The 218-nt window shown below is 71.1% G+C and carries 1 protein-coding gene; it reads right to left on the bottom strand.

The features are described from left to right. The coding region (locus tag AC6CHP_RS20810) for a hypothetical protein (RefSeq protein WP_498232077.1) at positions 1 to 218 on the bottom strand (218 nt) is incomplete at both ends.

Raw genomic sequence — 218 nt, 5'->3', positions numbered from 1 at the left:
ACGGCGGGGTTGGTGGAGGCGAGCAGGGGGGAGTGGCCGTCGGCGTGCTGGAGTCCTTCGCCGGTGAGGGTGGTCCGTCCTGCGGTGGCGCCGATGATGAAGCCGCGGGTCATCTGGTCCGCGGCGGCCCAGAACGCGTCGCCGGTGCGCTGGAAGCCGAACATGGAGTAGAACACGTAGACCGGGACCAGGGGCACGCCGTGGGTGGCGTAGGCGGT

The sequence above is a fragment of the Pseudarthrobacter sp. GQ63 genome, from assembly GCF_059758765.1.
The sequence above is the reverse complement of the archived record's forward strand: the minus strand, read 5'-3'. Positions and strand labels throughout refer to the sequence as shown.